At 46.1% G+C, this 22,445-nt stretch carries 18 protein-coding genes and 1 pseudogene; 11 read left to right on the forward strand and 8 right to left on the reverse strand.

The window, feature by feature from the left end; translation table 11 throughout:
* Nucleotides 1-13: 13 nt before the first annotated feature.
* The 6 genes from hxpB to rpsA all read left to right on the forward strand — a co-directional run bounded on the left by hxpB (nucleotide 14) and on the right by rpsA (nucleotide 9,469).
* Nucleotides 14-676 carry a hexitol phosphatase HxpB gene (hxpB, locus tag IPJ02_06315; protein ID MBK7375162.1) on the forward strand — a complete coding sequence of 221 codons (663 nt, stop codon included), beginning with the start codon at nucleotides 14-16 and terminating at the stop codon, nucleotides 674-676.
* A 171-nt stretch (nucleotides 677-847) separates the two neighbouring features.
* Nucleotides 848-1,123: a hypothetical protein gene (locus tag IPJ02_06320; GenBank protein MBK7375163.1), complete on the forward strand. Its 276-nt coding sequence runs from the start codon at nucleotides 848-850 to the stop codon at nucleotides 1,121-1,123.
* A gap of 330 nt (nucleotides 1,124-1,453) precedes the next feature.
* Nucleotides 1,454-3,844 carry a choice-of-anchor J domain-containing protein gene (locus tag IPJ02_06325; protein MBK7375164.1) on the forward strand — a complete coding sequence of 797 codons (2,391 nt, stop codon included), beginning with the start codon at nucleotides 1,454-1,456 and terminating at the stop codon, nucleotides 3,842-3,844.
* Entirely contained in the window at nucleotides 3,751-6,654 is a 2,904-nt protein-coding gene (locus IPJ02_06330) for a proprotein convertase P-domain-containing protein (GenBank protein MBK7375165.1), read from the forward strand. Before IPJ02_06325 ends, IPJ02_06330 begins: the two co-directional genes overlap by 94 nt.
* Nucleotides 6,655-6,734: 80 nt before the next feature.
* Nucleotides 6,735-7,421: an alpha/beta fold hydrolase gene (locus IPJ02_06335; protein MBK7375166.1), complete on the forward strand. Its 687-nt coding sequence runs from the start codon at nucleotides 6,735-6,737 to the stop codon at nucleotides 7,419-7,421.
* A 125-nt stretch (nucleotides 7,422-7,546) separates the two neighbouring features.
* Entirely contained in the window at nucleotides 7,547-9,469 is a 1,923-nt protein-coding gene (rpsA, locus tag IPJ02_06340; GenBank protein MBK7375167.1) for a 30S ribosomal protein S1, read from the forward strand.
* Nucleotides 9,470-9,546: 77 nt separating this feature from the next.
* Here the strand turns inward: rpsA and IPJ02_06345 are convergent, their stop codons facing one another.
* Both IPJ02_06345 and tgt read right to left on the reverse strand, forming a co-directional pair.
* The gene (locus IPJ02_06345) at nucleotides 9,547-10,257 is read right to left on the reverse strand and encodes an OmpA family protein (GenBank protein MBK7375168.1); all 711 of its coding nucleotides are present in this window, start codon (nucleotides 10,255-10,257) and stop codon (nucleotides 9,547-9,549) included.
* 108 nt (nucleotides 10,258-10,365) lie between these two features.
* Entirely contained in the window at nucleotides 10,366-11,505 is a 1,140-nt protein-coding gene (gene tgt, locus IPJ02_06350) for a tRNA guanosine(34) transglycosylase Tgt (GenBank protein ID MBK7375169.1), read from the reverse strand.
* 112 nt (nucleotides 11,506-11,617) lie between these two features.
* Between tgt and IPJ02_06355 the strand changes: the two genes are divergently transcribed.
* The 3 genes from IPJ02_06355 to IPJ02_06365 are packed head-to-tail and all read left to right on the forward strand — an operon-like array spanning nucleotide 11,618 to nucleotide 14,072.
* Nucleotides 11,618-12,739: a glycosyltransferase gene (locus IPJ02_06355; protein ID MBK7375170.1), complete on the forward strand. Its 1,122-nt coding sequence runs from the start codon at nucleotides 11,618-11,620 to the stop codon at nucleotides 12,737-12,739.
* Entirely contained in the window at nucleotides 12,730-13,365 is a 636-nt protein-coding gene (gene rsmG, locus IPJ02_06360) for a 16S rRNA (guanine(527)-N(7))-methyltransferase RsmG (GenBank protein MBK7375171.1), read from the forward strand. Before IPJ02_06355 ends, rsmG begins: the two co-directional genes overlap by 10 nt.
* 59 nt (nucleotides 13,366-13,424) lie before the next feature.
* A complete protein-coding gene (locus IPJ02_06365) occupies nucleotides 13,425-14,072 on the forward strand; it encodes a response regulator transcription factor (protein ID MBK7375172.1) in 648 nt (215 codons plus the stop codon).
* A 57-nt stretch (nucleotides 14,073-14,129) separates the two neighbouring features.
* Here the strand turns inward: IPJ02_06365 and IPJ02_06370 are convergent, their stop codons facing one another.
* Together IPJ02_06370 and IPJ02_06375 are read right to left on the reverse strand one after the other, a co-directional pair.
* On the reverse strand, nucleotides 14,130-14,651 hold the full coding sequence (locus tag IPJ02_06370; GenBank protein MBK7375173.1) for a GNAT family N-acetyltransferase: 522 nt from the start codon (nucleotides 14,649-14,651) through the stop codon (nucleotides 14,130-14,132).
* 9 nt (nucleotides 14,652-14,660) lie between these two features.
* A complete protein-coding gene (locus IPJ02_06375) occupies nucleotides 14,661-16,496 on the reverse strand; it encodes a M1 family metallopeptidase (protein ID MBK7375174.1) in 1,836 nt (611 codons plus the stop codon).
* 135 nt (nucleotides 16,497-16,631) lie between these two features.
* Here IPJ02_06375 and IPJ02_06380 point away from each other — a divergent pair, with 135 nt between their 5' ends.
* The gene (locus IPJ02_06380; protein ID MBK7375175.1) at nucleotides 16,632-17,318 is read left to right on the forward strand and encodes a nitroreductase family protein; all 687 of its coding nucleotides are present in this window, start codon (nucleotides 16,632-16,634) and stop codon (nucleotides 17,316-17,318) included.
* Here IPJ02_06380 and rsmI read toward each other — a convergent pair whose 3' ends face one another.
* From rsmI to IPJ02_06400, 4 genes and pseudogenes are all read right to left on the reverse strand, one after another.
* A complete protein-coding gene (gene rsmI, locus IPJ02_06385) occupies nucleotides 17,319-17,984 on the reverse strand; it encodes a 16S rRNA (cytidine(1402)-2'-O)-methyltransferase (protein MBK7375176.1) in 666 nt (221 codons plus the stop codon).
* A 122-nt stretch (nucleotides 17,985-18,106) separates the two neighbouring features.
* On the reverse strand, nucleotides 18,107-18,352 hold the full coding sequence (purS, locus tag IPJ02_06390; protein MBK7375177.1) for a phosphoribosylformylglycinamidine synthase subunit PurS: 246 nt from the start codon (nucleotides 18,350-18,352) through the stop codon (nucleotides 18,107-18,109).
* Entirely contained in the window at nucleotides 18,349-19,113 is a 765-nt protein-coding gene (locus tag IPJ02_06395) for a CDP-alcohol phosphatidyltransferase family protein (protein MBK7375178.1), read from the reverse strand. The genes purS and IPJ02_06395 overlap by 4 nt, the downstream gene beginning before the upstream one ends.
* A gap of 74 nt (nucleotides 19,114-19,187) precedes the next feature.
* Nucleotides 19,188-20,476 (reverse strand): annotated as a pseudogene (locus IPJ02_06400) (aminopeptidase P N-terminal domain-containing protein).
* 346 nt (nucleotides 20,477-20,822) lie between these two features.
* Here IPJ02_06400 and pckA point away from each other — a divergent pair.
* Nucleotides 20,823-22,427 carry a phosphoenolpyruvate carboxykinase (ATP) gene (gene pckA / locus IPJ02_06405; protein ID MBK7375179.1) on the forward strand — a complete coding sequence of 535 codons (1,605 nt, stop codon included), beginning with the start codon at nucleotides 20,823-20,825 and terminating at the stop codon, nucleotides 22,425-22,427.
* The last annotated feature ends 18 nt before the right edge of the window (nucleotides 22,428-22,445 follow it).

Raw genomic sequence — 22,445 nt, forward strand, 5'->3', positions numbered from 1 at the left:
TATATTTGCAGCCATGAAACAGGATACGGTTATTTTCGACATGGATGGTTTGCTTATTGACTCTGAACCACTGTGGAAAGAAGCAGCTGAAGAGTTGTTTGCAACCTATGGCATTGAATTATCGGATAAACAATATGCAACGACCACCGGTTTACGCACCAGGGAGTTTTTAAATTTCTGGTTCCGCCATTTTAAACTTCCTGCCAAACAAACGGAGGACGCCGAAAAGATCGTTGTAAGCCGGGTTACCGAACTGGTAAAGCAAAAAGGGCAACCCATGCCGGGCGTACCGTACATTTTTGAGTTCTTCAAAGAGCGGGGCTTTACGATCGGCCTGGCCACTTCATCATCCCCGGTTCTTATTGAAGTGGTAACCGGGATACTGGGCATTGATGCTGACCTGGGAGCGGTATCATCTGCCGATGAGCTTTCATACGGAAAGCCCCACCCCGAGGTTTACCTGAATTGTGCCAAAAAACTTTCGGCCCTGCCCTGGCAGTGCATCTGCTTTGAGGATTCATTCAACGGGATGATCGCCGCAAAAGCGGCCGGGATGAAATGTGTGGTTATTCCCGCTCCACCGGAAAATGACAGGCCGGTATGGGCCGCAGCAGATCTTAAACTGATGTCGCTCAATGATTTCACTGAATCATCATTAATGGATCTCGGCCATTGAATTCAACTGTACAGGCTCTAAAAGACAACCCGTTGCCGGGAAAACAATCCCGATCCATTAAAACCGGGTGGCTATATAAAAAAAGTATATTTGGCTGAGTTATTTTTAAACAGAAAACCATACATTTGACTTCCGTTCTAAAATTATTTAAAACTTAATAAACCAAACACGATGAAAAAATTACTACTTGCGTCCATTATCATGATTGGATTCGGCACCGTTGCCAGCGCACAATCTTCTGAAGCAATGCAGGCAAAAAAGGCGGCTGCAAAAAAAGAGGCCAACCAGCCGGTTATAAGCAATGCAGACGGCGAAGTGGCAAAGGTAAAAGCTACTGAAACTCCAAAAACAGACGCAGAACTTTCTGCAAAAGAACCAGAAGTGAAAAAAGTTGCTGCCCCTCAAAAAGCAGCCAAACCTGCAGCTAAAAAAACAAAGCAAAACTGATAGTTTACATTGGTCCTTGCAGGATCCTTATCTAAAAATTTAAGCACATGAAAAATGCCCCGTATCGGGGCATTTTTCTTTGAATAGCAATTGATGCCTGCAATGTTCTTCCTTCTCTAATTTCCAGGTCAATCCCTTATTGGATGAATATTCCAGGTCAAAAAAGTGCTCCGGGCCACCCGGGGAATCATGACTTAAAAAAAAGGGGGGGAAATTAGCTAATTTAAAGTTAAAGTTATTACCTTTAAGCATCTTTCAACTAGCTGCAGTTACCGGTATACCTGTCCGGTATATGTGGCTAGTCATTTTCACCAAACTAAAACATTTATTATGCACAAAAAAACTACTTTAAGAGACCTTAAAGTGTTGTTGCTCAAAACAGTCCTTCCGGTTCTTGTTTTGATCACTTCATTTTATGTCACGAGTGCACAGGATGTTGTACCTCCGGCCAAGAAAGATGGCAGGAAAGCACAATCTACTGTTGTCACGCCAACTCCCAGGCTGGCCAAACATCTGGCCGGCGCCACGGGAAGCCAGTTGCAGGCTGTTGAAGCAACGCCAACGGATGTGCCTGCCCTCAACAGGCAGTATGCCGAAAAAATTGCTGCCGTTAAGCAAATTCAGGGCGAAGGCATCCTGAACACACCTCCTACCGTACCTACATCAAACATCGTGAACGATGTTTGTGTGTTCACAGGTGCACTGGTGGCAGGCGACCCACAGATGAATAACGGCCGTCCATTCCGGAGCGGTGTTGCATCTACCTGTGCTGCGCCAACAGCCTGCGGTACTCCTTTTGCAGGTTCGGGCTTCTTCTACGACACCTACACCATGCAGAACCTTACCTGTGCACCCCAGTGTGTAACGGTAGTTTATGGTGTAGCTGCAGGACAGACCGGTGACGTTTTTGTAAGCGCCTATCTTGGCAGCTTCAGTCCCACAGCGCTTTGCACCAACCGCATCGCTGATGGCGGATCAAGTTCGGTAACTGCAGGAACTACCGTAACATTTTCTTTCAACCTTGCTCCCAATGCAACGGTGATCCTTGTTGCAAATATTGCTTTTGCAGCTCCCTGTACCGGTTATACCATGACCGTTACCGGGCTTACCTGTACGCCTCCGCCGGCTTGCGTTCCTATCGGGCCATCTGTGCTGAGCCAGGTTCTCGGACCCTCTGTTCCATCACAGGTATTTAACCAGACATTTAATACCGTAGTTCCTTTGCCTGCTGGCTGGGCTTCTCAAAATCTCAGCCTTCCGGTTGGACCAACAGGTTGGTTCCAGGGTAATACCGGTGTATTCCCAGGCAACACACCTCCCGGTTACATCGCAGCAAACTTCAACAACACTTCTGCTTTAGCTACAATCAGTAACTGGTTGTTTGCACCAGCTGTTACATTGAAGAACGGTGATACCCTTTCATTCTATACCCGTACCACAAACGGTACATTCCCCGACAGGTTACAGGTAAGAATGAATACAACGAACCAGGGTGTTAACGTGGGTGCAAACAATACCAGTGTTGGAGATTATACCACATTGTTATTGGATATCAACCCAACATACACTTCTACCGGGTATCCAACTTCCTGGACAAAATTCACGATTCCTTTATCAGGTTTACCTGCAGGAGGCGTGGCCGGTCGTATTGCCTTCCGCTATTTTGTTGAAGGCGGTGGCCCTCCAGGAGCAAACTCGGATTATATCGGTATTGATGACGTTGTTTATACAACCACTTTACCGGGTGCTCCTCCAACAACCTGTACAGGTTCCACTACCAACTTAACAGTTGATATACAGGGCGGCATTCCGGGTGATACCTATAACCTGGTGCTCAATGCAGCCCCGGGTGGTAACTTAAACGTGAACAACTATACCAGTGGTAATTACATACCGGTTACACCGTTAGTGAATACCACATACACATTGGTTTCCGTAACCAGCGCATCTAACCCTTGCTGCGTAGGTACAGGTAACAGTGGTACAGTTAACATCACCGTTTTACCAGCCACGATCACACCGATAGCAATTACGGCCAGCCCGAGTGGTCCGCTTTGCGCCGGTGATCCTACTTTGTTAACAGTAACGGGTGCTTCCGGAGCGCAAACATTCAGCAACCTTGCACCGATCCTGGTGCCTGGAACCGGAACAAGCGGTCCTGGTGCTCCATATCCTGCAACTATTGCAGTATCTGGTCTGCCCGTAGCCGGTGTAACGGTTTCTTCGGTTAAGCTGAATAACATGAACCACACCTGGACATCTGACCTTGACATTGTATTACAATCTCCATCAGGTCAGAATGTGATCCTGTTATCAGATCATGGTGGCAGCAATAACCTGTCTAATACCACCATTACTTTCAGTAATGCAGCGGCAACTACGGTTCCGAATGTACTGAATATACCAAGTGGTACTTACAGGCCTACTAACACAGCTGGCCCTGATACATGGCCGGCCCCAGGTCCTGGACCGATCACACAGATAAACCCGAACCTGGCTACCTTTACAGGAGACATGAATGGTACATGGAGATTATTCACCAACGATCAGGTTGGCGGTGATCTTGGAAATATCAATGGTGGTTATGAAATAAACTTCCAGATACCTCCATCACCTCCACCAGTTGGATGGACCTTCTTATGGGCTCCTGCTGCAGGGTTGAGTTCAACAACAACAAACCCGGTTGCTGCTTCTCCATCATCTACAGGACTTATACCGTAATTGGTACTGCTCCGGGTGGTTGCCAGACTTCAGCAGCGATCACCATCCAGGTTTACCAATTACCTGCGGTTACTAGCCAGCCAAGCAATGTTACCGCTTGTGCCGGAACCAGTGTAACATTCACAGTTGGTGGTACTGGCCAGGGTATAACATACCAGTGGCAGGTAAGCACAAACGGTGGTGGTACTTATACCAACCTTGCTAATGGTACTCCTTATTCAGGTGTTAATACTGCAACGCTTACAGTTAACCCTGTATCAGCTGCAATGACCGGTTACCGCTACCGTTGCGTGATCAGTGGTACCTGTCCTCCTGCTGCTAATTCGGTAGGTGCAATACTTACTGTAAATGCACTGCCGGTTGTTACCATTGCACAAACTACTCCAACTTGTGGTGGTGTTGCCGGTATCAACGGTACAGCATTAACTGCAAGTGGTGCCACTACATATGTGTGGACACCGAATGGAACAGGTTCGGGTTTATATACCAATACCACTGCGACAACGGTTTACACAGGTACCAACCTGGCAACCGTTTATGCAGCTCCAACCACCAACACCATCTACACCGTTACCGGTACGGATGGAACAACGGGTTGCTCTAATACAGCAACAGTAGGAGTGGTATTTACACCGCCTCCACCGATCATCACACCGGCCTCTGTTACGATGTGCCTGGGTGATCCTGCCGTTAAACTGAAGAGCTCCTCACAGGTTGCTTCTTCCGTGCAGTTCTGTTCAGGTGCGATCAGTGTTCCGATTCCGGAAGGCAATTTCCCGAACCCGCCTGCTGGTGCAGCCACTTCAAACATCACTGCTTCCGGTATTCCGGCCAATGCTGTGATCACTGCCATTGGCGCAACCATCAACATCGACCACCCTTATGTTGGTGACGTGATCATCGTGTTAAGATCTCCAAACGGACAGATCTATAACCTGGATGCATTATTAAATGCAACCAATAATGCTGGTGCTAATTTTACGAACACCAAGATAATGTCTAACGGTGTGACCAGGCTTAACAACGGTACTGCTCCATGGACAGGTACTTTCAGGGCCGACGCCGTGGGCGCAACCTTTGTTGCCTTTGGTTTCACCCTTCAGGGTGGTCCTACCGGTTATGCACCTACTACACAAACCATTGGTCCTTTGGCTCCGACAGGCGCTGCGGCTAATGGTCAGTGGACAATCGCCATGTATGATGCTGGTGCTCCTGACTTGGGAACACTCACTTCATGGTGCCTGAACATTGAATATTATGTTGGTGCAGTGGTTAACCCAACCATCTGGACCCCAGCAGCCGGTTTATTCTCGGATGCAAATGCAACCGTACCTTACGTAGCTGGTACGCCGGTGGATTCTGTTTGGGTAAGGCCAACACCTTCTGGTGTTTACAATTACCAGGCAACTGTAAGTAGTTCTGGTTTCGATGCATTCCAGACATTCAGTAACCCGGCTCCGATCACCATACCTTCTTCAGGTACCGGTACTCCTTACCCATCCAACATTGTGGTAAGCGGTTTACCAGGATCCGGAGTCAGTGTTGAGAGTGTTGTTTTAAGAGGATTAAGCCATACCTGGAGCAATGACATAGATGTATTGCTGCAATCACCAACCGGACAAAATGTAATATTAATGTCAGACGTTGGTGGTACCGGAGGAATCAATAATGCTACGTATACTTTCCGTGATAATGGAGCAGCGATGGCAACAGGTGCAGCAAACGGCACAGGTACCTATCGTCCAACCAACTTTGCTGATGGTAGTGGTGGCGACACCTGGCCAACTCCTGGTCCGGGTGCATTCACACAAGCCAACCCGGCCCTGGCATTGTTTGGTAACACAGCCAACGCAAACGGTACCTGGAGATTAATGGTAGTTGATGACGTAGGCGGTGACCAGGGTCAGATAGCCAATGGATGGAGTATCGAGTTCAAATACCCGACTCCGGGTTGTACATCTGCTCCAAGAAATGTTACCGTAACGGTTAACCAGCCAACCACTATCACTACACAGCCGGTTAGTCAAACCGTTTGTACCGATAAGGTGGCAACCTTTACCGTTGCGGCTGGAGGTTCCGGTCCATTTGCCTACAGGTGGCAGGTAAGCACCGATGTGGGTAATACATGGACTAACATTTCCAATGGAGGTGTTTATGCCGGTGCTACTTCAGCATCCCTTGTTATCACGGCTCCGCCGGTGAGCATGAGCGGTTATTTCTACCGTTGTGTTGTAACCGGTGCTGCACCTTGTGCAAGTGTTACATCCTTCCAGGTTATCTTAACGGTTAATCCGTTGCCAACGATCGTGATCTCGGCAGCGCCTTATACCCGGTTATTCCCTGGATTGACAACAACCCTTACTTCTACAGTTTCTCCGGTTGCTGCACAGACATATACATGGCTGCGCAATGGTGTAGCCGTTGCCGGTGCCAATACCGGTATACTGAACGTAGATGTTGACGGTCAGGGTCTTTACACATTAAGGGTTATGGATGTGAACGGATGTACCAACACTTCTAATTCAGTTGCTATACTGGATTCTGCAAGCGGAAAGTGCTTCATCTATCCGAATCCAACAAGTGGTCAGTTCCAGGTCAGGTACTACAGCGTTGCAAACAACGTATTACCAAGGTCTGTTACGGTTTACAATGCGAATGGCGACAGGGTACTTACCCAGTTCTATACCATTGGAAGGCCATACGACAGAATGGATGTTGACCTGAGAAAGAGTGGAAAAGGACTTTACTGGGTTGAAGTGGGTGACATGAATGGCAACCGCTTGACCATGTGTAGAGTAGTAGTTCAATAAAACTAACTAACACTTAGTTATACAGTCCCCCGGAGTATTCCGGGGGACTTTTTTTATATTGCCTTATAATATTATAATACATGCAACAACTGCTGTTACTGCACGGGGCCATTGGATCGATGGATCAATTTCATGATCTCCGTGAAGAACTGAAAGAACAGTACACCGTACACAGCATGAATTTTTGCGGGCACGGTGGAAGGGCTTTACCCGACGAAAATTTTTCTATCCGCATGTTTGCCGACGAGGTGCTTGATCATCTGGTTAAAAAGAATATCGATACCATAAATATTTTCGGCTACAGTATGGGAGGTTATGTCGGTATGTACCTTGCAAAATATCATCCCAGCAGAATAAATAAACTGATAACCCTTGCCACAAAATTTCATTGGGACGAAGCGACTGCAGAAAGGGAAACCAAAATGCTTGACCCGGAAAAGATTAAGGAAAAACTGCCCTCCTTTGCTGAAACATTGAAAACAAGACACCAGCCCCAGGATTGGAAACAGCTATTAAATAAAACGGCTCAACTGCTTACTGAAATGGGACTAAACAACCCATTGAAACTTTCCGGCTATGGTTCCATTGAGACCCCTGTTAAGCTCATGCTTGGCGACCGGGATAAGATGGTTAGCCCCGAAGAAACAAGGCAGGTTTTTAATACCCTGCCCAATGCCCAATTATGCATAATTCCGGGTACTCCACACCCAATTGAATTGGTTAATACTTCCAGGTTGGTTTGGGAGATCAGGGATTTTGTGAATTAACCGCTTAATATTGAAAGAATTGGGTTTTTCGCTTTGCCAGGCCTCAAAAAGAGCCGGTTTTATCCCTGAAATCAGGCATTTTTTGCCTACCTTCGCCCTCCCGTTTTAAAAACCACGGGTTTTTTATGTCATTCAATATTATTAAACAATTAAACGCAGATGCACAGGAAGGTTCTGTTGGTGAAGCCACAGAAACTGCTGCGAAAACAAATTTGCCTGTAGAAACTCTTGCCACGGCCCACGATGATTTTGACTGGAGCGTTGACAAAAGAAATGTGACCAGCTATACTGCCGATGAAAAAGCAAAGTATGACAATGTTTACGACAACACATTCAAACAGATCAATGATGGCGAAATGATCATGGCTACCATTGAATCCCTGACCAAAACGGATGCGGTTGTTAACATCGGATTTAAAAGCGATGGTCTTATCTCTCTGAACGAGTTCAGGGATATTCCCGGCGGTATCAAAGTAGGCGATGTAGTGGAAGTGATGGTTGTGGAAAAAGAAGACAGGGATGGTAATCTTAATTTAAGCCGTAAGTCGGCCCGTACCACCCGTGCCTGGGAGAGGATCGTGGAAGTGCATAAGACAGGTGAAATTGTTACCGGCCTGGTTACCAGCAAAACAAAAGGTGGTCTGATCGTGGATGTATTTGGCATGGAAACCTTCCTGCCGGGTTCCCAGATCGACGTTAAACCGGTTACGGATTATGACCAGTTTGTTGGCAAAACAATGGAATTTAAAGTGGTGAAGATCAATGAAGCCATTAAGAATGCGGTAGTATCTCACAAAGCACTTATTGAAAGTGATATTGAAGCTCAACGGGCAGAGATCATGGGTAAACTGGAAAAAGGCCAGGTATTGGAAGGAACGATCAAAAACATTACAGACTTTGGTGCATTCCTTGACCTGGGCGGATTAGACGGTTTACTGTACATCACCGATATTTCATGGGGACGTATCAACCACCCAAGCGAAGTACTGAAGATGGACCAGAAGCTGAACGTGGTGGTACTGGATTTTGATGATGATAAAAAACGTATCAGCCTTGGCCTGAAACAATTGACCCCGCATCCGTGGGATACCCTTACAGAAAACCTGAAAGAAGGTGAGATCGTGAAAGGTAAAGTAGTAAACATTGAAGACTACGGTGCATTCCTTGAGATCATGCCGGGCGTTGAAGGACTGGTTCACGTAAGTGAGATCACCTGGGCCAACACCCCGATCAACGCAAAGGAATTCTTTAAGCTGGGCGATGAATACGAAGCCAAAGTTGTTACCCTTGATAAGGAAACCCGGAAGATGAGCCTTTCCATCAAACAAATGACACAGGATCCCTGGAGCAATATTGAAGTTTCTTTCCCGGAAGGAAGCAAACATACAGGTGTTGTTAAGAATATTACCCCCTACGGCGTATTCGTTGAATTAACCACCGGCATTGGCGGTATGATCCACATCAGCGACCTGAGCTGGCTGAAACGTTTCAACAATCCCAACGAGTACACAAAAGTGGGCAACCAGATAGAAGTGGTGATCATGAACATTGATAAAGATAACCGCAAACTGCAGCTGGGCCACAAGCAGATCGAAGAAGACCCCTGGAATACCCTGGAGTCAACTTTCCCGGTAGGAAGTATCCATGAGGGTACGGTTATCCGGAAAGACGATAAAGGCGCCATTGTTCAATTGCCTTACGGACTGGAAGGTTTTGCCCCTGCCCGCCACCTGATGAAGGAAGACGGTAAGACCATTGTTGCCGATGAAATTGCAAAATTCATGGTCATTGAATTTGACCGCAACGACAAGCGCATCGTTTTAAGCCACACCCGTTTGTGGGAACAGGTAATTGAAGAAGAAAAACAGGCGGTGATGAAAGAAAAGAAAGCGGAAGCCGAGGTAACAAAGAAAGCGGTTAAGACCCTGCAAAGCAAAGTGGAGAAATCAACTTTAGGCGACCTGGGTGTTTTAGCTGATCTTAAAGCCAAAATGGACAGTGATGCAGCCAGCGCTGCTTCCTCTGAAGAAGCCCCAAAAGCCGAATAAGAGATCACCCGTTCTTAAAATAAAAAACATCCGCCGGTTGGCGGATGTTTTTTTTGCGACCTGTTTTATCCCGGTCATTATTCCAGTATCTTGACTTCTGTTCTCCGGTTCTGCGCCCGGCCTTCGGCTGTTTTGTTATCGGCTACAGGCACAGTAAAACCATATCCTTTGGCCGTTAACCTGTTTGGATCGATCCCTTTGGCGATAAGATAGTTTCGCACCGTGTTGGCCCTTGCTTCAGACAATACCTGGTTACTTTTTGCCGTGCCTACATTGTCGGTGTGGCCCTGTATCTCGATCCGCTCATCTTCTTTTCTCACCAGGTACGAAACCAGTTCATCCAGCACCGGAAATGCTTCAGGTAAAAGATCGGCTTTGCCGGTCTCAAAATTACAATCCTCCAGCACAAAGCTCTTTGCCGGCAGGAACTGGATATCTATTTTAAAAGGATTCTTATAATAGGCATTTCCTGTTAAGGCTGGAATATCCAGCACATTATAACTGGTAGAGTCTTTGAACCCGAGAATGAACAGCTCGTACTTATCTCCTGCCGGAAGCCGCACAGAGAATCTCCCGGTTGAATCCGTTAATCCCTGGTATTCCCTTCCGTTCGCAAAACTTCTGAAAATAACGATCTCGTGGGGAAGGATGTTATTCCTGAAGTCCGTCATCTTCACATCTACCGGGGCATCTTTGGGTATGTTGGCATTTTGAACATTTCCGTTCTGGCAAAAAGCCATGAACGGCATCAGTAATGATACCAGAGCGTAAAATAATTTTTGCTTCATTGCACAAAGAATTTTAGTTGATTTAAAGATAATTATTAAAAATAACTTTATGGTTTTTTTAATTATTGTGCCGCTCTCCGTTTTTTTTGTTAACCGGTGGTGAAGGGGTTAAAGCCGCTGCTGCAGCCTTAGAACCATTTCGCTCTTCCAGGCGGAAAAATCACCCGAAAGGATATGCTTTCTTGCCTCATGCACGAGCCAGCAGTAAAAGGCCAGGTTATGTACACTGGCAATGGTAAGCCCCAGTATCTCCTTCGCCTTTATCAAGTGACGCAGGTACGCTTTGCTGTAAAAATTACTTACTTCACAATCAATGCCGTCGTCAAGCACAGAAAAATCCCTTTCCCATTTTTTATTATCGATATTGATCACCCCGTTGCTGGTGAACAGCATCGCATTGCGGCCATTACGGGTGGGCATCACACAGTCAAACATATCCACCCCCAGCGCAATGGATTCCAGGATATTCCAGGGTGTTCCTACGCCCATCAGGTAACGGGGTTTTTGTGCCGGAAGCATATCGCAGCATAGCTCCGTGAACTCATACATCATTTCCACAGGCTCCCCCACGCTCAATCCACCGATGGCATTACCGGTTGCATTCTTTGAAGCAACAAATTCTGCCGATGCGCTGCGCAGGTCTTTATACGTACTTCCCTGTACGATCGGAAACAGGTTTTGTGTGTATCCATATTTATCGGGTGTTTCGCTGAATCGGTTGATACACCTGTCCAGCCAGCGGTGTGTAAGCTCCATGCTTTTTTTTGCATACGCATAATCGCTGGGATAGGGCGGGCATTCATCAAAGGCCATGATGATGTCACCGCCGATCACCCGTTGTATATCCACTACACGCTCGGGGGTAAACAGGTGTTTGCTTCCATCGATATGGCTCTGAAACAGGGCCCCTTCTTCATTAAGTTTGCGGTTGTTCGCCAATGAAAAGACCTGGTATCCGCCGCTGTCGGTAAGTATGGGTTTATTCCATCCATTGAATTTATGAAGACCCCCGGCGGCTTCCAGGGTCTCCAGCCCCGGGCGCAGGTAAAGATGATAGGTATTTCCCAGGATTATCTGTGCTTTCACATCCGTATGCAACTGTTGCTGCGTAACAGCCTTCACACTGCCCACCGTTCCCACCGGCATAAAAACGGGAGTTGATATCTCACCATGATCGGTTGTTATTCTTCCCACTCTTGCCCTGGTTTGAGCATCGGTATGTTGCAGATCAAATTGTAGTGCCGCCATAGATCCGTTTGAAGTTTGGTGTTTAGGGTTTGATGTTGATTGCTGTATGTGCCCGGTTTATCCTGAAAATTTTGATCATAGTTTCCTTCTTTCCATTCCTTATTTTTGCCCAATGAATTTTACCCCATACTGGCAAACACTGTTTTATGTTTTTTGTTTCATCACCCTGGTCCAGGTTTTCTACTACCTGTACTTTTTCCTCCGGCTGGCAATGTATAAACCTAAACCTAAGACCATTTCCCAAACCCACCCGGTATCGGTAATTGTTTGTGCACGGGATGAAGCAGCAAATTTAGTGAAAAATCTACCGGGGGTGCTTATCCAGCAATACCGCACTACGCATGAAGTGATCGTGGTAGACGACAATTCCTTTGATGACACCAAATACCTGCTGGAAGAATTTCAGAAGAGCTATAAACAACTCCATGCCGTGCAGCTAAAGCAGGAGGCCAAATTCATTCCAGGTAAAAAATTTCCGCTGAGCGTAGGTATAAAAACAGCCAAATACGAAATTGTGCTGCTTACAGACGCCGATTGTGTTCCTGCCAGCGAATTCTGGATCGAAAAAATGCAGGAGACCTATGGTGCCGATACGGAGATCGTGCTCGGATACGGTGCTTTTCATAAAAGAAAAGGACTTCTGAACAAGCTGATCCGGTGGGAGACCTTTCATACAGCCCTGCAATATCTTTCCTACGCACTGGCCGGAACGCCGTACATGGGTGTTGGACGTAACCTGAGTTATAAAAAATCGGTCTTCTTCCGTAATAAAGGGTTCACATCTCACAACCATATACCCAGCGGGGATGATGATCTTTTCATTAATAAATCCGCTACCAGGTACAATACCCGGATCAATATTGATAAAGATGCATTCACCTTAAGTTCCCCGGCAAAAACCTGGGGGCAATGGATAAAGCAGAAGAACCGGCATTACAGTACCGGTAAATATTACAAGACATCACATAAGTTTTTGCTGGGCCTTTATTCCATTACCCATTTTCTTTTTTATCCCCTGCTGGTGCTCGGTCTTATATTTTACAACTGGCAATATGCATTGATCGTTTTCGGTGTGCGGTTTCTTATACAGGCAATTGTCTTATACCCCGGCATGAAAAAACTGAATGAAAAAGACCTTTACCCCTGGTTCTTATTTATTGATATCTGGATGTTCTTTTACTATCTCATCTTTGTGCCATCCATTTTTAAAAAACCAAAAAAACAATGGAAATAATAACCCGTTATTTTTCTGACTTTTCGGAAGAACAGTTAAAACAACTGGGTGCATTAAAAGATCTTTACCAGGACTGGAATGCCAGGATAAATGTCATCTCCCGGAAAGACATGGACAATTTTTACGAACACCATGTGCTGCATTCGCTTGCTATTGCCACCACATTCCGGTTTACAAAAAACATGGAAGTGATGGACCTTGGATGCGGTGGCGGGTTCCCCGGTATCCCGCTTGCCATTTTTTTCCCGGAAACGGATTTTCACCTGGTTGACAGCATCAATAAAAAACTGAACGTGGTAACGGAGATTTCACAGGCCATCGGGCTTAAGAACATTACCACACAACACAGCCGTGCCGAAGATATCAGGGGCAGGAAGTTTGATGCCGTTGTTTCCCGTGCTGTGGCCCCTCTTAAAGACCTTTGGGCCTGGAGCAAGCCCCTTATCCGTAAGAACACGGGGCAAAAAGAAACGGATGTACCCAATGGCCTGGTATGCCTGAAGGGTGGCGACCTGGCCCGGGAGATCTTTGAAAGTGGTTGTAAACCAATGGTTTGGGAAATAGAAAAGTTATTTTCCGAAGAATTCTTTAGAGAAAAGTATATGTTATACGTGCCGTTGAAGTAACTTTCACCTACCACTTTGTGGTATTGTTTATCCTGCCATAAAAAGCCACTTTTGCATCTATGAACAGATCGGTAGCAATAGTAGAAGACAACAGCGACATACGGCTTGCCCTGGAGCAGATCATTGAGGGTTCGGCTGAATATACACTGGCCGGGTCCTGTGTAAACGGGGAAGAAGCCCTTGTAAAACTACCCATCTTAAATCCAAAGGTTGTTTTGATGGATATAGGACTGGGTGGCATAAGTGGCATTGAGGTGGTGAGGGAATTAAAAGCATCACATCCGGAAATACTTTTCATGATGTGTACCATTTACGATGAGGATGAAAAGATATTTGAAGCGCTGAGCGCCGGTGCAAGCGGGTACATCTTAAAAAAGACATCTCCTTCAAAATTACTGGAAGGAATTACAGAACTGATCGAAGGCGGGGCGCCCATGAGCAGCCAGATAGCCAGGAAGGTCGTAGCCGCTTTTCAAAGCAAGCCGGCGGTTGTTACTTCCGCTACGGCAATTGGATCTGCACTGGATGTATTATCAAAAAGAGAGAACGAGATACTGGAAATGCTTTCCACCGGGTTATTGTATAAAGAGATCTCTGATAAACTTAGCATCAGTTCTGAAACGGTCCGCAAGCATGTGTATCACATTTACGAGAAACTGCACGTAAGCAACCGCATTGAAGCGGTGAATAAATATTTTGGGCGCTGAGCCTCTATTCCAAACAAGCACATAAGATCAAACCCCGGAAAATACCGGGGTTTGATCTTATAAGAACTTCCAGAACCAGTTATCCGTTTGGGGGGTATCGCCGATCGGGAAATAGTGCGTATGGCCGGAATTCTCAAACCCGTATTTCTGATAAAATTTCTGGGCCCGCAGGTTATGTTCCCAAACCCCAAGCCATACAACCTCGTAGCGGTTTTCCAGAGCATAATTCAATGTGAATTCCATTAATTCCCGGGCAATGCCTTTCCCGTGAAACTCCCGGATCACATAAATCCGTTTCAATTCCAGCGCCTTCCATTTTTTCATTAACGGAAACCCGCTGTAATCTTCCATGAACTGGAGATAGCCAACCGGTATTCCATCTGCTTCCGCAAAAAAATAATGGTTCCCCGGGGTGCTTACCTCATCGGCCAGTTTGTTCTCATTGAAATACTGTTCAAGAAAACCCTGCATATCCGCTTCGGTACATGTGCCCGTAAATGTGTCGTAAAAGGTTTGTTTTGCCATCGCTGATAATACAACGGCATCCTCAATAACCAATTTCCTGATCTTTATTTCCATATATACGGGTTACCAGTTCAGCTCCAGCAAATTGTTTTTCCGGTCAACATCAGCCATTCTTTTCGAAGGATCGATCTCAACTGCTTTTATATCCATAAGCCTTTTCTTCATTTCAACAATATAGGTTGGATGTGTCCACCTCCATTCGTCCGCTATTTCCCTTTTCTGCGATCCATTCTCATTAGGTTTTACCCCGAACATCAGGTTCAATGGCACATATACCATTTCGGTACTGCCGTCTTTAAAGGTCAGCTGCAGGTCGATGGGCATGGGCATTTGTCCAACCCGGCGCAGCCTGATCCGGGAAACGCCGCTTTCTTCCCAGAGGCTGTCGATCTTGTAATCAATTGTTTTGGTGGTATTCACCCAGTATTCTTTGTACCAGTCCAATTGAATACCACTCACCTGTTCAGCTACGCGGATAAGATCATTTGAATTGGGATGTTTGAAACGCCATTGTTTATAATATTCCAGCAGGATCCTGTTCCTTACGTCGGCACCTACTATATATCCCAACTGCTCCATGAACACTTCTCCCTTGGAATAGGCTGCAACACCATATCCATAATTTGAATTGTAGTGATCGCTGTGTGTGGTCATTGGTTCTTCAAAACCGCTTTTGGCCAGCGAAAAATAACCGGCATACGCACTGCCGTGATCTTCGGGAGAGATATCCACCAGGTCTTTCAGGTTTTTATTGTTCGGATTCCTTTGCAAAGCCTCCCGGAACCCCTGGAGGGATGATTTTTTATTGTAGAATTTAGTAACCAGGTCTTCTGCGTAACTGGTAAATCCTTCATCCATCCAGGCATACAAACTTTCGTTGGTACCCAGCATCATCTGGTACCAGCTGTGCAGCCACTCATGAAAAACGGTACCAAGGCCCGGACCGATCAACAGGGTCGCCATGGGATATTCCATTCCGCCGTCACCACCCTGGATAAAAGAATACTGTGGATACGGATACTTCCCAAAATTAGATTCAATGAACGGCAATGCCGTTACTGCGGCCGACAGCACTTTTTCCCAGGCTGAATCGTTTTTGGCATTATCGGCTTTGTAATTGTAAAGCACGTGCAGGGTGGGACCATCAGGTATTTTCCGGGCCAGGTGTTTATAATCGGGATCTGCTGCCCAAACAAAATCATGGATATTCGTACCTATAAAATGCCAGGTCCTTTTCTCCTTTGCCGTTGGCTTTAATTCAGAGCCGGGTGTATCATACCCCCAGCCAATTTCATTTGCATTTACCAACACTCCCGTGCCGCCCAACTTGTAGTTTTTATCAATGTTGATGGTTACATCAAAGTCGCCCCAAACGCCATAAAATTCTCTTGCGATATAAGGTGTGGGGTGCCAGCCTTCATAATCATACTCACACATTTTTGGATACCACTGGCTCATGCTGTAACGGACACCTGTGGTCGGGTTATCCCTTCCGCTCCGGCGTATCTGCAAAGGGACCTGAGCCTCAAACTCCATTTCAAAGATCACTTTACCCTTTGCAGCGATCGGTTTTGTAAGGTTCACTTCAAGTATGGTCTCATGGTACCTGAAAGGCTGGGCAACACCATTCATCTTCAGTGAAACGACCTTCTGGTAACCGATCTCCTCTTCTTTCAGTTTTGATATCCTGTCCCTTACCCTCCCATCCCAGTCGGGCCGGCCACCCACCATAACCTTTCCCAGTTCCTGGCTTCTTATATCCATGCTGCTACCCGGCTGAAAGGCATTGAAGTAAAGGTGATAAAACACTTTTTTTAAAACATCCGGGGAATTATTTGTGTATTCCAACCTCTGTTTTCCCCTGAACCGGTTGGTATTTACATCCATGTCAATATTCATGTTGTATTTAACCGCCTGTTGCCAGCGGCCGGGTTGAGCAAAGGAGAAGATCCCTGTTTAACAGGATAACCGCCAGGAGAAAAATTTCTTCATTTAAAATAATTTATTAGGGGTAAATTTCGGCAAAATAATGGTATGAAAAACATAAAACTGATAAATGGCTATCCCTTTACAAGATACAGCAGGGACCTCTACAGCACGGATGAAATGACCGGCCGGTCTGCATCCTTTGCAGCCTGGATGGATAAGCGGAGAACATGCCGGGATTTTTCTGACAGGCCCGTACCCAGGGAAGTAATTGAAAACATCATATGGGCTGCATCCACCGCTCCGAGTGGTGCCCATAAACAACCCTGGACCTTTTGCGTGGTAAGCGACCCCGGAATAAAATCTCAAATAAGGATGGCTGCTGAAAAAGAAGAAAAAGAAAGCTATGAAGGAAGAATGAGTCCGGAATGGCTGAAAGACCTTGCTCCCATCGGCACCGGCTGGGAAAAACCTTTTTTAGAGACTGCCCCGTATTTACTGATTGTTTTTAAACGCAGCTATGAATTTGAGAACAATGGCTTTAAGCACCAGAATTATTATGTGACTGAAAGTGTCGGGTTAGCCTGCGGGTTTTTACTGGCCGCTGTTCACCATGCGGGCCTGGTGGCACTTACGCATACCCCTTCGCCCATGAATTTTTTAAGCAGGATACTCAACAGGCCCGAAAATGAAAAACCCTTTCTATTGATCCCGGTAGGTTTTCCGGCAGATGAATGCTGGGTGCCTGACCTGAAAAGAAAGGAGTTGAATGCGGTGGCCGAATTCTATGAATAGTCATTCTTTCCCTTCCACAACGATCACGATCTCTCCCTTTACAGGTTTTGTATTGAAATGATCATGTACCTCCTGCAAAGTTCCCCGCCTGTTCTCCTCAAATTTTTTGGTAAGCTCCCGGCTTACACAGCACTGCCTCCCCGGGCCGAAGTACCCGATAAACTCATGGAGGGTCTTTATCAGCCGCATGGGGCTTTCATAAAAGATCATTGTCCGCTCTTCTTCAGCCAGTTTTTTCAACATCGTTTGTCTTCCTTTTTTCAAAGGAAGAAATCCTTCAAAACAAAAGCTGTTCATGGGAAGGCCGCTGTTTACCAATGCCGGAACAAACGCCGTGGCGCCGGGCAGGCATTCCACCCTGATATCATTCTTTATGCATTCCCTGACAAGCAAAAAAGCCGGGTCGCTGATACCGGGTGTGCCTGCATCGGTGACCAGGGCCATTGTTTTACCTCCAGCAAGCTGTTCTGTCAAATGGGCAAGTATCTTATGCTCATTATGCTGGTGATAAGGAGTTATTGGTTTCTGTACCTGGTAATGATTCAATAAAACAGTAGAGGTACGGGTATCTTCCGCAAGAATGAGATCAACAGATCTTAAAACATCAATGGCCCTGAATGTGATGTCGGCAAGATTACCTATGGGGGAAGGAACGATGTATAGCATGTTGAGGGGTTAAACTGATGCGGGATGCAGGATACAAGATACCGATGGGTTCAACCGGTGAAAAGCCCCGCCCTGATTCAGACTGGTTCCGGTAACCAGTTTCCTGTATCCAGGATCTGCTTTTACTTTATGGCTACTTCAAACACTTCCATCACAGGATTGGCCAGTAGCTTTTTTGCAGCTTCTTCACCTGCTTCCATTGCCGCTTCCCTGCTGGCTGCATCCACCTGCAGATCGATGTGCTTACCGATCCGTACATCGGAAATGGTATTCAATCCTAAATTCTGCAGGCCACCCATTACCGCTTTACCCTGCGGATCGAGAAGGTCTTTCAGGGGCATCACTTTTATCTGAACTGTAAATATCATGAGGAGGTTTGTTTAAAAAACAAAGATAAAATAATGTAAACGATAAATACGACCGGCACGGCCAGCCAATGGAAAATAAATGCTGACAGGATGGCTACAACCAGTAAGATGATCTTGGGAAGATTCGTTTTGATCCCATAATCCTTAAACTTCAGCGCCATGATGGGCAGGTTACTCACCATAAGCCAGCTTAATACAATGATCACGACATACAGGATCCATTTATTAAAGAGTATATCTACCACCGGTTGTGTATGATCATTCCAGTAAATAAGCGGCAAGGAAGCAACTACCAGCCCTACTGCCGGAGTGGGTACCCCTTTAAAGCCGTAAGACTGTGAATCATCGATGTTGAATTTTGCCAGTCGCCACGCACCGGCAGCTGCCAGTATGAATGCCGGAACCAGCCAGATGACGGAAGCATTCAATCCATCCTCTTCACGTGCCATACTCATCCGCAGGAACTGGTACAGGATCAGGGAAGGAGCCACACAGAAACTAACTACATCAGCCAGTGAGTCCAGCTGCTTTCCCATTTCCGAGGCTGCTTTGAACAGGCGGGCAACAAATCCGTCCAGGAAATCCACCACCGCGGCAAGCCCGATGAACAAGGATGCCATCCATATTTTTTCGGGTATGTCGATCAACTGGCTTCCATCTTCTGCATATTGTATAACGATCCCGTTCTGCAGGATCGCTACAATGGCAAGGCAGCCGAATACGAGGTTAAGTAAAGTAAATAAGTTTGGGATTTGCTTCATTAACTATCTTTTGAAAATTCGAAAATGGGTAATCTGAAGATTGGTCAACACTTTCAAATTGATTCATTTTCAAATTATTTTTTCTTCAACGCTTCGATCTCCTCAACGGTGATGGGAATATTCTTCATCAGGTCCCTGTTGCCATTCCTGGTCACCCAGAAATTATTCTCGATCCGTACACCCATCTGCTCCTCTTCAATATAAATACCCGGTTCAATGGTAAATACCATTCCGCCCTGATGGGTTCCGTTCTTGTGCCCAGGTCATGTACATCAATACCGAGATGATGCGAAATGCCGTGGTAAAGATATTTCCGGTAAGCCCTGTTCTCCGGGTCTTCATTTTTAATATCCGATCTTTTAAGCAACCCGATCTTTTGAAATACAACTGTTGCCTCATCGCCTATCTTCTCGGTGTAATCCACAATGCTGATGCCGGGTTTCAAAATGCTGGCAGCATAATGATGCAGGTGCAGACAGGCATTGTATACTGTTTTTTGCCTGCGGCCGAATTTTCCATTCACAGGAACGGTCCGGGTAAGGTCAGCATTATAACAACCATATTCGGCACCAAAATCCATCAGTACCAATTCGCCGTTCTTGCATTCCTGGTTATTCTCAACGTAATGCAATGTCCTTGCCCGGTCGCCGCTGGCAATGATGGAGCCATAGCCCGGCCCGGTTGCCCGCTGCGATAAGAATGAATGAAAAATTTCCGCCTCGATCTCATATTCCATCACACCCGGTTTAATGAACTTAAGCAATCGCCTGAACGTATTATCCGTGATATCAATTGCTTTTTGCAATACTTCAATTTCGAGTGCTGTTTTGATACCTCTCAGGTCTTTTAATATTCGTGCACTGCGTTTATAATGGTGCAAGGGATAGCGCTGTTTCATCAGTTCGGAATACCGGTAATCCCTCACCGGGACCCAGTTTGCCTTCCGGTCGTTCTCGTTGGTATTTAAGTAGATGGTATCTGCCAGGTGGATCCAGGGTTGCAGCATGCCTTCCAGCGCATCCAGCCATACTATTGTTTTGATGCCTGAGACGGCTGTTGCTTCTGCAGCCCGTAACCGGTGACCATCCCATTTTTCTTTTAATTCATTCGGTCTTACCAGCACCAGCACTTCCCTGTATTTTGGATCCGGGTTGTCCGGGAATAAAACCAGCATGCTGTCTTCCTGTTCAATTCCTGTTAACCAGAACAGGTCGGAGTTTTGCTTGAACTTGTACAACTGGTCCCCATTGGTGGGCAGTTCATCATTGCTGTTGAAAATGGCAATGGAATTCTTTTCCATTCTTTCAATAAAACGCTTCCGGTTCTGGATAAAAATTTCAGGATTGAGGGGAAGATATTTCATATGCGTAGTTTAAACTGCAATATACAGTTTAATGGCCTTTTACACCGGGGCATTTCCATTGCCGGGCTCACTCCCCGGCCTTTTGATAATGCTACCATTTTTACAGGAAAAGCAACATTTTAAATTCGTAAATGAAGAGTTGGCGTAGAAAAAATTAAATCTATTCAACATTTAACGGGTAATATTTAATCTTTTTTAAAAAATCCTGCTTGTTTTGAATGATTGCAAACAATTACCCGAAATAGGCTTATCCTCTTTAAATATATAACCGCCGGTTATCCCCCCTTCAGATTCAGTTAATATAACTTTGCGGCAACGATTGCGTAAACCTAAATCTCTACTTGCTATGTCAGTTTCAACGATGCTTGCTGCACCCTTAAGTGCACTCAAAACCCTTGGATTATCTACTACCAAAAATGTTCATTACCAGCTAAGCCCGGCTAAATTAACCGAGCAAACCGTTCAGCGTGGCGAAGGGATATTGAACGATACCGGGGCCCTGCTCATAAACACGGGAAAATATACCGGCCGCAGCCCGAAGGACAAATTCACAGTTAAAGACGCCCTTACCGAGAACAGCGTTCACTGGAACGACTTTAATATCCCCTTTGAAGAAAAGAACTTCTTCCGGTTAAAGGAAAAAATGCTGGCCTACCTGGCCGACAAAGAAGTTTGGGTTCGTGACTGCTATGCCTGTGCCGATGAAGCATACAGGCTGAAACTAAGGGTAATTAATGAAAATCCCTGGAGCAATCTGTTTTGCTACAATATGTTCATTCGTCCTGAAGAGCAGGACTTAGAAGATTTTACAGCACACTGGCATATCATACAGGCTCCCGGTTTTAAGGCAAACCCGGCCGAAGATGGTACCCGTGCAGAGAACTTTGCTGTTATGAGCTTCACCCATAAGACCATTTTGATTGGAGGTACGGGTTACACCGGTGAAATGAAGAAAGGCATATTCACCATGTTGAATTTTGTATTGCCTACAAAGGCGAATGTATTAAGCATGCATTGCAGTGCCAATATGGGGGAGGCCGGGGATACCGCTATCTTCTTTGGATTGAGCGGTACCGGTAAAACAACACTGAGTGCCGACCCTGGCCGTAAATTGATCGGTGATGATGAACACGGGTGGACCAAAGACGGTGTATTTAATTTTGAAGGTGGATGCTATGCAAAATGCATTGACCTGAGTGAGGATAAAGAACCTGAAATATACCGTGCCATCAGGCCGGGCGCATTGGTAGAGAACGTAACTTTTATTGACGGCACCAATAAGATCGATTTCAGCAGTAAAAAGATCACGGAGAACACCCGGGTAAGTTATCCTTTGTCTTTTATCAGCAATGCGCTGGAGCCATCTATTGGCAAAACACCTAAAAATATTTTCTTTCTTACCTGCGATGCGTACGGTGTACTGCCCCCCATCAGCAAGTTATCAGCCGGACAGGCCATGTACCAGTTCATCAGTGGGTATACGGCAAAGGTAGCCGGTACAGAAGCGGGTGTTACAGAACCCAAATCCACTTTCAGCGCCTGTTTTGGAGCCCCGTTCCTTCCTTTGCACCCTGCACAATATGCCGAAATGCTGGGTAAGAAGATCCACGAAAGCCATGCGAATGTCTGGATGGTGAATACAGGCTGGACCGGAGGTCCTTATGGTGTTGGAAGCCGGATGAAACTGGCTTATACACGTGCCATGATCACCGCCGCGTTGAAGGGAGATCTGAACGATGTGGGTTTTGAAGACCACCCGGTTTTTGGTATGATCATGCCTACCAGTTGTCCGGGTGTACCGGATGAGATATTGAATCCAAGGAATACCTGGGCCGATAAAGAGGCCTATGATGCACAGGCAAAGAACCTGGCCCTGCAATTCATTAAGAATTTTGAGAAATATGCCAGCGGAGCTAATGAAGAGATATTAGCCGCTGCGCCAAGAATTTAATACCAAACAAGCCTAACT

Source organism: Chitinophagaceae bacterium (genome assembly GCA_016710165.1).
GTDB lineage: Bacteria > Bacteroidota > Bacteroidia > Chitinophagales > Chitinophagaceae > Ferruginibacter.

Coding starts and splice junctions, on each gene's coding strand:
- IPJ02_06375 (MBK7375174.1), bottom strand. CDS start 16,496: ATGAATATTGACATGGATGTAAATACCAACCGGTTCAGGGGAAAACAG.
- IPJ02_06330 (MBK7375165.1), top strand. CDS start 3,751: ATGGACCTTCTTATGGGCTCCTGCTGCAGGGTTGAGTTCAACAACAAC.
- hxpB (MBK7375162.1), top strand. CDS start 14: ATGAAACAGGATACGGTTATTTTCGACATGGATGGTTTGCTTATTGAC.
- IPJ02_06370 (MBK7375173.1), bottom strand. CDS start 14,651: ATGGAAATAAAGATCAGGAAATTGGTTATTGAGGATGCCGTTGTATTA.
- tgt (MBK7375169.1), bottom strand. CDS start 11,505: ATGGCGGCACTACAATTTGATCTGCAACATACCGATGCTCAAACCAGG.
- IPJ02_06365 (MBK7375172.1), top strand. CDS start 13,425: ATGAACAGATCGGTAGCAATAGTAGAAGACAACAGCGACATACGGCTT.
- pckA (MBK7375179.1), top strand. CDS start 20,823: ATGTCAGTTTCAACGATGCTTGCTGCACCCTTAAGTGCACTCAAAACC.
- rpsA (MBK7375167.1), top strand. CDS start 7,547: ATGTCATTCAATATTATTAAACAATTAAACGCAGATGCACAGGAAGGT.
- IPJ02_06355 (MBK7375170.1), top strand. CDS start 11,618: ATGAATTTTACCCCATACTGGCAAACACTGTTTTATGTTTTTTGTTTC.
- IPJ02_06395 (MBK7375178.1), bottom strand. CDS start 19,113: ATGAAGCAAATCCCAAACTTATTTACTTTACTTAACCTCGTATTCGGC.
- IPJ02_06380 (MBK7375175.1), top strand. CDS start 16,632: ATGAAAAACATAAAACTGATAAATGGCTATCCCTTTACAAGATACAGC.
- rsmG (MBK7375171.1), top strand. CDS start 12,730: ATGGAAATAATAACCCGTTATTTTTCTGACTTTTCGGAAGAACAGTTA.
- rsmI (MBK7375176.1), bottom strand. CDS start 17,984: ATGCTATACATCGTTCCTTCCCCCATAGGTAATCTTGCCGACATCACA.
- purS (MBK7375177.1), bottom strand. CDS start 18,352: ATGATATTTACAGTTCAGATAAAAGTGATGCCCCTGAAAGACCTTCTC.
- IPJ02_06320 (MBK7375163.1), top strand. CDS start 848: ATGAAAAAATTACTACTTGCGTCCATTATCATGATTGGATTCGGCACC.
- IPJ02_06335 (MBK7375166.1), top strand. CDS start 6,735: ATGCAACAACTGCTGTTACTGCACGGGGCCATTGGATCGATGGATCAA.
- IPJ02_06325 (MBK7375164.1), top strand. CDS start 1,454: ATGCACAAAAAAACTACTTTAAGAGACCTTAAAGTGTTGTTGCTCAAA.
- IPJ02_06345 (MBK7375168.1), bottom strand. CDS start 10,257: ATGAAGCAAAAATTATTTTACGCTCTGGTATCATTACTGATGCCGTTC.